This window comes from Candidatus Erwinia haradaeae, assembly GCF_900698995.1.
GTDB classification, from domain to species: domain Bacteria; phylum Pseudomonadota; class Gammaproteobacteria; order Enterobacterales; family Enterobacteriaceae; genus Erwinia_E; species Erwinia_E haradaeae_C.
In genome coordinates, this window is sequence record NZ_LR217735.1 from 194,809 (window position 1) to 209,165 (window position 14,357).

Annotated in this window: 5 protein-coding genes; 2 read left to right on the forward strand and 3 right to left on the reverse strand. The window is 32.1% G+C overall.

Annotation, left to right across the window (positions count from 1 at the left end; translation table 11 throughout):
- Positions 1-194 precede the first annotated feature (194 nt).
- Positions 195-2,801, forward strand: a complete 2,607-nt coding sequence (gene gyrA, locus ERCISPPA3004_RS00625) for a DNA topoisomerase (ATP-hydrolyzing) subunit A (protein ID WP_157990211.1) — start codon at positions 195-197, stop codon at positions 2,799-2,801.
- Between the two features lie 874 nt (positions 2,802-3,675).
- Here gyrA and guaA read toward each other — a convergent pair.
- Positions 3,676-5,256, reverse strand: coding sequence for a glutamine-hydrolyzing GMP synthase (gene guaA, locus ERCISPPA3004_RS00630; protein WP_157990212.1), 1,581 nt, complete (start codon positions 5,254-5,256; stop codon positions 3,676-3,678).
- 154 nt (positions 5,257-5,410) lie between these two features.
- Positions 5,411-6,877, reverse strand: coding sequence for an IMP dehydrogenase (gene guaB / locus ERCISPPA3004_RS00635; RefSeq protein ID WP_157990213.1), 1,467 nt, complete (start codon positions 6,875-6,877; stop codon positions 5,411-5,413).
- 2,276 nt (positions 6,878-9,153) lie between these two features.
- On the opposite strand from guaB, the gene dnaX reads away from it, so the two are divergent.
- Positions 9,154-11,049, forward strand: a complete 1,896-nt coding sequence (gene dnaX / locus ERCISPPA3004_RS00640; protein ID WP_157990214.1) for a DNA polymerase III subunit gamma/tau — start codon at positions 9,154-9,156, stop codon at positions 11,047-11,049.
- A 920-nt stretch (positions 11,050-11,969) separates the two neighbouring features.
- Here dnaX and htpG read toward each other — a convergent pair.
- Positions 11,970-13,871 carry a molecular chaperone HtpG gene (gene htpG, locus ERCISPPA3004_RS00645; RefSeq protein WP_157990215.1) on the reverse strand — a complete coding sequence of 634 codons (1,902 nt, stop codon included), beginning with the start codon at positions 13,869-13,871 and terminating at the stop codon, positions 11,970-11,972.
- Between the last annotated feature and the right edge of the window lie 486 nt (positions 13,872-14,357).

The window sequence follows — 14,357 nt, forward strand, 5'->3', positions numbered from 1 at the left end:
ATTTTATTTTAAATTATGATATTGAAGATGTATTGCCTATATTTTATTGAGGTTAAAATTTTTTTACAAATGATATGTTCTATACTAATACATCATAAGATTTATTAGTATAACGCTGATTATTCGTCTATACCTAATATGATATACTGCACTATCTTTGTATAAGGAATTAACATAGAAAGGAAAGTTTGTCCATGAATGACTTTGCCCATGAAATTAGATTGGTTAATATCGCAGAAGAATTAAAAAACTCTTATTTAGATTATGCTATGTCAGTTATTATTGGTCGTGCTTTACCAGATGTGCGTGATGGTTTAAAACCAGTTCACCGTCGTGTTTTATATGCTATGCATATTCTTGGTAATGATTGGAATAGAGCTTATAAAAAATCCGCACGTATTGTTGGTGATGTGATTGGTAAATATCACCCACATGGTGATTCTGCTGTATATGATGCAATTGTCCGCATGGCCCAGTCTTTTTCGTTACGATATATTTTGATTGATGGTCAAGGTAATTTTGGTTCCATTGATGGGGATCCAGCTGCAGCGATGCGTTATACAGAAGTCCGAATGTCTAAAATAGCGCATGAAATTTTAGCAGATCTTGAAAAAGAAACTGTAAATTTTATGTCAAATTATGACAACACAGAAGAAATACCAGAAGTAATGCCAACCCGCATTCCAAACTTATTAATTAATGGCTCTTCAGGAATTGCAGTTGGTATGGCAACAAACATTCCACCGCATAATTTAACTGAAGTAATTAACGGTTGTCTTGCATATCTAGACTCTGAGCATATTACTATTGAAAATTTAATGCAGTATATTCCTGGTCCAGATTTCCCTACTTCTGCTATTATTTATGGACAAAATGGGCTCCGTGAAGCTTATCATACAGGACGTGGCAAAATTCATATACGGGCTCGCACTAGAATTGAACTCAATTCTAAAAGCAAACGAGAAACTATTATTATATATGAACTTCCATATCAAGTAAATAAAGCACATCTTATTGAAAAAATTGCTGAATTAGTTAAAGAAAAACGCCTAGAGGGCATAAGTGCTTTACGTGATGAATCTGACCAAGAAGGTATGCGTATCGTAATAGAGGTGAAACGTGATGCATTGAGTGAGGTGGTTTTAAATAACTTGTATGCACTAACACAGATGCAAACGTCTTTCTGTATTAATATGGTTGCGCTACACCAAGGTCAACCCAAGCTTATGTCACTAAAAGATATTGTTGGGGCTTTTATTTCTCATCGCCGAGAGGTAATCACACGTCGAACCATTTTTGATTTACAAAAAGCACGTCATCGTGCTCATGTTCTTGAGGCTTTGGCATTAGCCTTGGCAAATATTGATTCTATGATTCAATTGATTCGTGGCTCAAATACACCAGAAGAAGCCAAAGACAAGCTTATGGCTAATACTTGGAATATTGGACGTGTTTCTCAAATGTTAGCATCTGTAGATGCTAATACAAATCATCCAGAATGGCGAGAAAAAAAGAAATATCTTGCTTCTGGAAGATATTCTTTAACTGCCGATCAAGTTCAAGCAATATTAGATTTACGACTTCAAAAAATAACCAACTTAGAGCATGAAAAATTGTTCGACGAGTACATCAGTCTATCAGATCACATTAATAAATTGATGTGTATTCTAAAGAATCCAAGAAGATTAATAGCCGTCATTCGTGAAGAATTAGAATTAATTCGAGATAAATTTGGAGATCAACGTCATACTGAAATTGCTATGCATAGTGCCAGTATAAATCTTGAAGATCTAATCCATCAGGAAGATGTAGTGGTGACTTTGTCATATCAGGGATATATTAAGTATCAACCACTAGCTTCTTATGAAGCTCAGCGCCGAGGCGGAAAAGGGAAGTCAGCGGCTTGCATTAAAGAAGAAGATTTTATTGATCGTCTTTTAGTGGCAAATACACATGATACTATCTTGTGTTTTTCTAGTCGAGGTCGCCTATATTGGATAAGAGTTTATCAATTGCCAGAAGCTAGCCGTGGTGCGCGTGGTCGTCCAATTGTTAACTTATTACCTTTAGCAGTGAATGAACGAATTACTGCTCTTTTACCTATACATACGTATACCAAAGAATGGAATATCTTCATGGCAACCGCGAGTGGAACTGTAAAAAAATCAGCATTAACTGAGTTTAGTCGGCCTCGTAGTGCAGGTATTTTTGCTGTAAATCTTCGTGATGATGATGAACTTATTGGTGTGTCGCTCACTAATGGTCATGATGAGGTTATGTTATTCTCCTCTGGAGGAAAGGTGGTTCGTTTTTCTGAAACTGAAGTCCGTACTATGGGAAGAGCTGCTGCTGGAGTTCGAGGTATCAAGTTAATCGATAAAGATAGGGTGGTGTCTTTAATTATTCCACGAGATAATGGTGCAATTATGACTGTAACCCAACATGGTTATGGAAAACGTACAAGAAATATTCAGTACCCCACTAAGTCACGTGCTACACAAGGGGTAATATCTATCAAGGTATCTAAAAGAAATGGGTTAGTTATTGGTGCCGTACAAGTTATGGATGGAGATCAGATAATGATGATTACTGATGCAGGCACCCTAGTGCGTACACGAGTATCTGAAGTAAGCATGATCGGTCGCAATACTCAAGGTGTAATTTTGATTCGTACTGCTATAGATGAAAATGTAGTAGCCTTGCAACGGGTAGCTGAAACAATTACAACAGAATCATTATCTATGCATGAGGACAGATCTTTGTTGGGTGATAAGGCTGTGCTTGCCCATAATATAAACTAACACAAAAATTATATTAATTGTGGCGGTTAAAAGGTAACTGGAGATTATAGTATGTGCTAAGCATTATTTATAAAAAGTGTATAATTTCAGAAGAATGATGCTACAGTTTTATATTGTGAATTTAAGAATTTCTCTATATTATGTCTGATCGTTAGTTTTTAAAAAAATGGTAGTGATGTTTAAATTGGTCTAATGAAAAAGTAAAAATATTAATATATTATAAAATAATTTTCATCTAGTCTATAGATTGATCTAAAAATATAAAACATCATGCGTATATAGATTTTATGAATCTTTTTTGCGGTCTATATAAATTTACAATTTACATTATTTTTAAGAACTAATGATATTGGCAGATACTACTAAATATACTACGTAGCTTCTCATAGAATAAAAGGTCTATGAATGTATAAATTAGGTGGTTTATAAATGATTTTTTGCATTATAAGAGGAGAATGTGCTTTCAATGGTGAGATTATATAATCTGCAGAGTGTGCCAAAAAATACGATCGCTATTTTAGCGATTGATTTTTCTGTTTTGGAATATATCTGCGGGTTCTTGAGAAAGATGGCAATAAATTTTAGATATTATATTATATATTGCTACGTGTATTTTGATATAGATAATAGAATTGATTTTTGAGTAGATCCTATCTTGCATCTACGTAGTGCTTGAAAATTAGATAAAAAGGTACATTGTCTCGAATAGTATATATAATGTTCACCTCACTTTAGTATTCTATTTTAAATATAAAACTTATATTATAAGGTGTATGATATTCACGTAAACTTTGTCAGCCTATGAATTAATAAAGATGGCATACATTTAAGCATTTTTGAGTGTTTGATCAATACTCTATAGTGTATAGGTTTATTATTCCCATTCGATTGTTGCAGGTGGTTTGCTAGAGATATCATAAACGACGCGGGAGATACTTTGAATTTCATTTATAATGCGATTAGAGACGGTGCTAAGAAACTCATGTGGTAAATTTATCCACTGCGCAGTCATAAAATCGGTTGTTTCAATAGCTCTAATAGCTATCACCCAATCGTATTTTCGATTATCACCTATAATGCTAACAGAGCGAATTGGAAGAAACACAGTGAATGCTTGGCTTACTGTGTCATACAAATTTGCTTTATGTAACTCCTCAATTAATATAGCGTCAGCAGATCTCAAAAGGTTGCAGTATTCTTTTTTAACCTCGCCTAATATACGGATACTCAAACCAGGACCTGGAAATGGGTGTCGATATAGGATTGAGCTAGATAATCCTAGTTTGAGTCCGATTTTTCGAACTTCATCTTTAAAAAGTGTTTTTAATGGCTCGAGTAGTTTTAGTCTCATTTCTTTTGGAAGTCCTCCAACGTTATGATGTGACTTAATGATGTGTGCTTGAGAAGTTGAAGTTATACCAGATTCAATTACATCAGAGTATATAGTTCCTTGCGCTAACCATTGTATATTGCCAAGCTTAACCGCTTCTTCTTCAAATATCTCAATAAATATACGACCAATAATTTTACGTTTAGTTTCTGGTTCTTGAACACCAACTAAAGCGTCTAGAAAACGTTTCTCTGCTTCTATATGGATAATATCTATGCCAAAGCAATTAGAAAACATATTTATTATTTGAGTAGCTTCACCAAGGCGCAGAAGACCATTATCAATAAAGACGCATTTTAAGCGATCACCAATAGCATGGTGTAACAATAATGAAGTTACTAAAGAATCTACACCCCCAGAAAGTCCTAGCATCACTCTTTCATTTTTTATCTGTTTTCTTATGTATCTAATGCTATCATCTATAATATTTTCTGCAGTCCATAGCGCTTTGCATTGGCAAATAATTTGCACAAATTGTTTTAGTAAGCTCAGTCCTTGTGGTGTATGTGTGACTTCTGGATGGAATTGCACACCATAAAAATGTTTTTTTTCATTTATCATAATGACAACTGGACACTTTTTGGTATTAGCTATAGTAATAAAATTAGATGGGATCTGGCTAACATGATCGGAGTGACTCATCCAGACATCCATCACTCTTGTTTCATCTATTATGGTAGTATGCAAAATCGGAGGAAGTAATTGGCTATTTCCCGTTATTGTTATCTGTGCATAACCGAACTCACGTTGGCTAGCACTTTGCACTGTTCCGCCTAACTGAACAGCCATTACTTGCATACCGTAACATATACCAAGAATCGGAACTCCAGCATGAAATATATAATTTACTGCACGTGGGCTATCATCGCTTATGCTGCTGTCAGGTCCTCCTGAAAGAATTATACCATTTGGATTAAATTCTCTAATCTCTTTTTCTGATGCATGCCATGCTAATAATTTACAATATACTCCAATACTCCTTATGCGCCTAACAAGTAGTTGAGTGTATTGCGAGCCAAAATCAAGTATAAGGATACGACTGGTATAAATTTTTTGTGATAGCATTGAAGAGGGTTCCAGAAAAAATAATATTGTCAATTATAAGTCAGATGATACTATAAGTCACATTATACATTATTGTAGTTCAAGCTCATAGGATAGTTGCATTATATTAATAGATCACTATATATCTATATTAGGAAATCCTTTAGATGCAAAATTAAGAATCTATGTAGTAATTTGGAGGCTCTTTTGTCATGGAGATATTATGTGCGTGACTTTCTGAAATACCCGCTGTGCTAATGCGGACAAAAACTGCTTTAGTGCGTAATTGTTCGATAGTAGCGCAACCAGTAAGACCCATGCAAGATCTCAGGCCGCCCATTTGCTGATAGATGATATCTTTAAGGCGACCTCTGTATGCCACGCGTCCTTCGATACCTTCCGGTACTAATTTATTTCCTGTATTATTTATTTGAAAATAACGATCAGCAGATCCCTTAGTCATGGCTCCGAGTGAACCCATTCCACGGTAAGCTTTAAATGAACGACCCTTGTATAACTCAATTTCACCTGGTGACTCTTCGCTGCCTGCTAGCATGGATCCCAGCATGACCACTGCTGCCCCAGCGGCAATAGCTTTAGCGATATCCCCAGAGAATCGAATGCCTCCATCAGCAATAATTGGAATACCAGAACCTTCTAGGGCAGCTGCAGCATCTGAAATTGCTGTGATTTGAGGTATGCCTACACCGGTAACAATACGGGTGGTACAAATTGAACCAGGACCAAGGCCAACTTTAACTGCATTTACGCCTGCTTCAGCTAGAGCTAGCGCGCCAGAAGCGGTTACTATATTACCGCCAATAATTTGAAGCTCAGGATATTTTTCACGAGTTTTTCTAATGCATTGTAGAACGCTTTCAGAGTGACCGTGTGAAGAGTCAATTAATAGAACATCAACACCAGCAGAGACTAGAGCGTCAATTCGTTCTATGTTGCCTAAGCTAGCACCTACAGCTGCCCCCACACGTAGTCGGCCATGTTCATCTTTACAGGCATAAGGTTTTCTTTCTGCTTTCTGAAAATCTTTAACAGTGATCATTCCTTTTAACTGAAAGTATCTATCTACTACTAATACTTTTTCTACACGTTTTTCATGCATTTTTTGCAGTATAACTATGCGAGACTCGCCTTCTTTAACAGTAACTAGATGTTCTTTAGAAGTCATAACTGCAGAAACAGGTAGATCAAGATTAGTAACAAATCGTACATCGCGGCCTGTAATAATACCATCTAATTGATTTTGACTATTGACTACCGGATAACCTGCAAAACCATTACGTTTAGTTAAGGTCTGTACTGTTCTTAATGATGTATTGGGCAATACAGTTTGCGGATTAATTACTACTCCACTCTCGTATTTTTTAACCTTACGAACTTCTATTGCTTGATCTTCAATGGACATGCTTTTATGAATAAACCCTAAACCACCTTCTTGTGCTATAGCAATTGCTAGGCTAGACTCAGTTACAGTGTCCATGGCAGCAGATATCACGGGAATGTTTAAATGGATATTTTTGGTAAGTGAAGTACTCAAGCTAGCTGTTTCTGGGAGAACGGAAGAGTGAGCTGGAACAATAAGAACATCGTCAAATGTCAGGGTTTCTTTATCGATTCTGAGCATGGCAATATCTCAATCTAAAAGTTAATAAAACGTATATAATCTTACTACAGAATTTTTACAGGTTACCGTCTATCTGTCCCAGTATTTTACGTAAAACGCTAGATTTTTTCAGGGACATCCGCGATGTATATAGTCCTGTCAAGTTTTACTTGTAGCATATATTCAGCTATAAACTATAAAGTTTAGCTATTGAGTTTAGAATAACAGTGTTTAGTTTAATAGTATAGGTGTAGAATACATAGTTTCGCCTTGATATTCTAGGTTTTCTAAAATATTTAATTACATGCGATTATTTTAAATTCATGTGATTATTGTTTAGTGTTGAGGTTTTTCTATAACAACTTTTAATTATAATTTAAAGTTGTTATATTTGAATAATGGCATTGTTATAAAAAAGATCATATTGTTTTATAAGTTCATATTATCAAAATTTGTAGTATAATTTTGTTATTATTTTTTAATTTTTATCATGCAACATTGGTTGGATAAATTTTAGAAAATATATATAAAATATTATTTTAATAGTCAGATATCTTTAATAATATGTCTAAGAAATAAAAGTATGCTGTGCGCATGATAGTTGTAGTTTTTATAGCTGTAGTTTTATATAATAATCATTATTAAGCTAGTTAGTTTAAATTAGTAAAATATATCTTAATTTAGTTAATATAGTTAATAAGTTTTTGTTAAAAAATATATTATTTTATTTTAAAATAAGAGAATATAAATAAATTTTTATTTTTTACAAGATCTAGAATTTTTAGCTAAATATATCTATATATAATGCATTTCCTTAATATTTTTATAATAATTAAATGTTTAACAGTTTAACAATAATTAAAATTGAGGATATAATATCCACTGAAAATATAAAAATATTTTGAATTCTAGTTAAAAGTATATCTTAAATATTCGCTGATAGCGAAAGTTTTCTCTTATAAAATGCATTCACAACAAAGATTTTTATAAGGCCTTAATATAAAATATGTATTGCGTTTGTTATGTGTCATCGAGAATTGTACTAATACGATAGTAATAATTATATGTGTTCTATAACATCACATTGAATTAGAAATGTGAATTTATCTATTTATTGTGTTTATGCCCCATGTGTTTAGAGTGACATTCTGTTTTATATTTTTATTTTTTTAATTTTTTTATTTTCTCTACCAATGAAAATAGAATACTCTTTGGCATATATAACTAATCGTAGTTAGTCAGAATAATTTTTTAATTGGTAATGCATTATAATAAATTTTTTCGTTTGAGTATGCTCTAAAATTTTATTTTTGATTCTCAGATCAAAAGTGTTGCTATTTTTAGATATTTAGATGTTAAAAATAAATCGCATTATGGATTAAGATAGATGAAAATAAATGTGATGACATGTTATAATTATTGATGGAACTAGTTTTATAGAAAAAATTTTTCTATCGTTAGAAAACGATATATTCACAGAATGTAATTATTAATCATTCTATGAAGCCATATTATCTGATGAATCTATGAAAGATATAATATCTTATAATACATATGAAAAGAATTATTATTAATATAATGAACCTTTCTTGTCAATTTATTTAGAAATAGACAGTTCACATTTTATCACATTTTTTGTGACATTAATTTTTCTTTAATGGAATTTTATCTACGATATTGTAGATTTATTTTTATTTTATGAGTTAATACAATTTTCAAACTATAATTAACTTGAACAATTAATAGTTTTATTTTGATTAAAAGAGAAATATCTTACCGTAAGAAGATTGATATGAAATACTATGCATTATAATTTATGTTGATCAAATAGAAAAATAGTGATGTGCATTTTATAGTAATAGCATTTAAAAAATCCGTAAGAAAATATGTCTGAATTAATTTTAAGTATACTCTATGTGCCTAATAGATGATTTTATTAATAATAATTATTTTGATTTTAGAACACTACATAAAATTCATTGTATAATTATGTTATATTTTCTAATTTTATCTGAAATAATTATCAAATGCAGTATTTATCAGCGATAGTTTTAATTTTTTACGTATTAGATTAAGTATGTGTAAATAATAACGTTATAGAATCATTTTTTAAGTATTGAGATGATTAATCACTTTTCTAAACATATAAAGTGTCCTAAAGATTCGATTAACGTTTGTTTTTTAAAATGTGAAATCTTATGATCTAACAATGTATTAGTAACTCACTTCAGTTAAATGTATTGAATTGAATGTATACTGAACAGTATCCACACTCTACCATAAATGATTAAGGTGTTATGAGTTATCAAGTATTAGCACGAAAATGGCGCCCACAAGTATTTACCGATGTCGTTGGTCAAGAGCATGTACTAACTACATTACAAAATTCACTAGCTTTAGAGCGCATTCATCATGCTTATTTATTTTCAGGTGCTAGTGGTATTGGTAAGACTACGATTGCTCGGTTATTAGCCAAGGGTTTAAATTGTGAAGCTGGTATTACTTCTAATCCTTGCAGGGCGTGTGATCAGTGTCGTGATATTGCTGCGGGTTTTTGTTTAGATCTTATTGAGATTGATGCGGCTTCACGTACAAAGGTGGAGGATATTAGAGATGTTCTAGAGAATGTTCAGTACACTCCATCTAGGAGTCGCTTTAAGATTTATTTAATTGATGAAGTGCATATGTTATCTCGTCATAGTTTTAACGCTTTACTAAAAACTCTAGAAGAACCACCATCACATGTAAAGTTCATCTTAGCTACAACAGATCCGCAAAAAATACCAATGACTATCTTATCACGTTGTTTGCACTTGCATTTAGCAGTATTAAAGTTAGATCAAATTTTTATGCAATTAAAACATGTATTAAAAACTGAAAATATTTATGCAGAGCTTGGAGCAATAAAGTTAATAGCACAAGCAGCAAATGGCAGTATGCGTAACTCACTAAGTTTAGCTGACCAGGCTATTGTCATGGGCAGGGGATCGATTACTACTAATTCTGTCAGTAATATGCTTAGTATATTAGATGATCAATATGCAATGTCTCTTATTGAGTATATGGTCCGTGCTGATGGTGTAAAAGTGATGGAGTTATTAGAGAATGTAGCGATACGTGGTGGTGATTGGGATGGTTTATTAATAGTAATGCTCGGATTTTTGCATCGTATGGCAATTATACAGCTTTTGCCTTCCTCAATCGGTAAAGAGCACACAACTATTGATGATCGATTACAAGCACTAGCAAGAACACTGCCTCCAACTGACCTGCAATTATATTATCAGATTCTTCTAGTAGGACGTAAAGAGTTACAGTTTGCACCTAATCAACGTATGGGCGTCGAAATGACCCTATTGCGCGCGTTGGCGTTCAAACCAGAAGACTTTAAAGAAGAAGAAAGAACGAATAATTCGACGGAGCAGGATCAGTTATCTTGTGAACAGCCTATAAGCAAACTTGTTCAAGTATCGGTCGATTTAGAAAAAAAAAATCTAAAAAAATCAGTCTCTAAAAACTTTAAGGATAGTGATAATGCAAATCTATATAATAACAAGGATGTTAGCAATTATCAGCAAGATACGAAGGTTTCTGGGAACAATAATCTATTGATAAAAATAGATGAGTTAGTAAATGCGGAGCAAAATTTAAAGATGGAGGATTTTAAACATATCACGAAGCTTAATGAAGAGATGACACCTATAGTGAATTTGAAAAAAAAAACACTGTCACTTCAATTGAATGATTTAACGAGCGATATCGATAGGCATGTAAGAAATCAAGATATTGAAGCAAAAATAGTCAAAGAGTCATGGAGTTTAGATTCTTGGTCATCTGATTTGGATAAATTACATATACCAGAGGTAGGTTATCAACTAGCTTTGCATTCTTGGAGGGAGGTTATTAAGCAAGGATTTTGTTTACATATTCGTTCTAGTCATAGTCATTTAAATACACCTAAAGCATACCAAGAATTATATGATAGTCTCATAAAGGTGAATTCAGAATCTTTGAAGTTAATCATTTTGGAAGATGATAATCATTCTGTGTTAACTCCTTTAGAGTGGCGATATAAAATATATCAAGAAAAAATAGTAGCAGCACGGAAGTCTATTATAAACGATAGTAATATTCAATCTTTTTGCTATATCTTTCATGCTGTAGTACAAGAAAATAGTATTCAGCTTATTTAATTTTAGATTAGATAAGCGCTTGTAATACTTTTTATAATTACTAATTGATATGACTTTCTTATCAAGTATTAGTATTTTTCTTCTATTGGAGCAAAGCAAGAAAATATAGTTAAAAAACTAAACTTTTACAAAAAATATAAACAGAACAGTTATTATAGATAGAGATGGTAAGGTTAAGGAGTTGATTTCGTTAAATCGTAAACCTAGATTAAGTGCAATGCAAGGTTAGTTTTACCTAATAATTTTCAATTATATCTATCTGTAAATTCAGTCATTAAGGTTGAGATTGTTTTAATTATTACCTAATCAATATTTTCTCCTGAAGATTAATGTAGTAATATTTAAAGGATTTTTCTTCAAAAGAATATAAATCAACCATAAATAGATAGTTGAAGTTTTTTATGTTCCATAACAGGAACTTATGCTAAAAGGTTTGCTCATTTAGTCAAATATTTTGTATGATTATTACCGTTAAATTACAAAAAATTCTTGCTTTAATGACAGGAATCAAGATAGGAAATGTATTTATTTTTATTAGGTGTAATATAAAAGGATTGAATAATATTCAAATGGATTTTGGATTTACAGCATTTTAATCAAAAACTTTCTAAAAGAAAGTTTTTGATTAAAATGCAACAGAAGTTCTTTGAACAAAGTATTATAATTAGTATGTTACTATATCAGTATTACAGTATGTAGTAGAAAGACTACTATAATCCATTCTGCGATTATACAGATCTTATGTTAATATATATAAAATAGTTAATAATTTTTAGATTTTTTTAGTGGTAATCTTTTATATTTTAAAGCATTTGAAAGTTTTTTTTTATTTATTTTTATAATAAGCACGCACTTCACATATAGTGCGTGCTTATGTTGTAAAATGCTTTTATATACAAGTAATTATTTCTATTTGGTATCTATTTATTCACAATAATTACATTTTCTGTTGATTGACTGGATTTTAAAAGCATACGATTAATTCTTTGGATAAACTGATTTGGATCTTCGAGTGTGCCGGTAGCAGCAAACAAGGCCTGAGCTAAAAATAATTCAATCCACTCTACAAAATGTGCTTCATTTTGTGTTTTAGCTGCTCGTTTTACTAATGCATGTTCAGGGTTCATCTCGAATAGATATTTTACTGGTGGAGCATCTTGACCTGTAGAGGAAAGTAATTTTGCCATCTGAGTAGATATATCATTTGCGTCTGTTGTTACGATTGCCGGCGTATCAAATAAGCGGTGTGTCAGACTAACACCTTTAACTCGATCACCCAGTAAGCTTTTTACCCGATTAATAAATGGTTCTAATGATTGTTCGGTTTGTTTTTGGGCTTCACTTGTTATATCAGCTAATTTGTTTAATTCAGAGTCAGCCGTGCTAACTGATTGGAATTTTTTCCCTTCAAATTCAGTAAGATGACTCATCATCCACTCATCAATTCGGTCAGAAAGTAGAAGAACTTCAATGGATTTTTTATGGAACATTTCAAGATAAGGGCTATTTTTTGCTGCAAGATGGCTATCGGCGGCGATAAAATAAATTTTTTCCTGTTCTTTTTTCATTCGATTGATATAATCATCTAGTGATACAGTTTGCGCTGAACTTGGATAGCAAGTGGAAGAAAAACGTAGTAGTTTAGAAATATTTGTTACATTACTTCTATCTTCTGCCGGTCCTTCTTTAAGAACTCGTCCAAATTGTTGCCAAAATGTTTGATATTTTTCTTTGTGATTTTTTGCCATGGCGCTGAGCATTTGGAGAGAGCGTTTAATTAAGGCTAGACGTAGGGTTTGTGTAATATGATTACTTTGTAAGATTTCGCGCGAAATATTTAATGGTAGATCATTAGAATCAATTATCCCTTTTATAAAGCGCAAATAATTTGGCATAAACTGTTCCGCATCATCCATAATAAATACACGCTGCACATATAGCTTGAGACCATGTTTATGATCACGATTCCACATATCCCATGGAGCCTGAGTTGGTATATATAAAAGGCTGGTGTATTCTTGTTTTCCTTCTACTCTATTATGGCTCCAGATCAAAGGTTCACTATTGTCATGAGATAAATGTTTATAAAATTCTTTATATTCCTCATCTGTTATATCAGACTTATTGCGCGTCCATAGCGCTTGAGCTTTATTAATTTGCTCCCAGATGACAGCATCGTCATCTTTAGGGCTGGTTTGAATTTCTACCGGTAGAGAAATATGTTCGGAATATTTACTAACAATGCTCCGAATATGCCATACATCTAGGAACATATCTTCTTCTTTACGGAGATGAAGAATAATTTCAGTGCCTTGATCAATTTTTTCAATATCAGAAATAGTATAATCACCCTCTCCGGAAGATTCCCATAATGCCCCTGTATTTTCGGAGGACTCGGCAGAACGAGTACGAACTGATACTTTATCTGCTACAATAAATGCAGAGTAAAAACCAACACCAAACTGACCAATTAACTGACTGTTTTTGGCATTATCTGATCCAAGTGATGCTATAAATGATTTAGTACCTGATTTTGCAATAGTACCTAAATTTTCAATAACCTCCTCTCGTCTCATTCCGATGCCGTTATCACTAATAATAAGAATTCGTTTATCCTTGTTAACTTCTATCCTTACACGAAGGTTACTACAATTCAGATCCGAGTTCGATAACGCTTTAAAGCGCAATTTTTCAGCAGCATCGGAAGCGTTAGATATTAACTCACGTAAAAAAATTTCTTTATTGGAGTACATGGAATGTATCATTAATTTTAATAATTGCTTGACTTCTGACTGGAAGTGGAGTGTTTCTTGTTTGTTCATAATTTTTTTTACCTTATAACAGTTATAGTTTTTAAGAATTATTTTTAAAACATAACATTTATTATGATGTTCTAAAATTATATTTTAAAATACTAAAAAGTTAATAGTATTTTTATTTGCAAAGGCCCTGGATTCTAAATTTTTTTCGAAAGCGTGATAGCAACACATTGCTAAGTAATGGAATTTTAAATGTTTTTCTTCAAGCTTTATGATTTAAGCTTTATGATTTATTTTTCATTTATGAATTAATATAATTCCTCATGTTATATTAATTCATAGTAGCATGGAAAGATAATAACTTTATTTTAACGCATTAGATATAGTATATTTCTGTTTTTAAATAACCTAAAGCGTACATAAGTCAGTTGCTATCATAAATATAGTGATTTATTATATAATTTAGATATAATTAGATACATAAAAATATTTAATGATTATTAATTATAAAGTTATTAAGCATTATAGAATGATATTACAAATATTTTT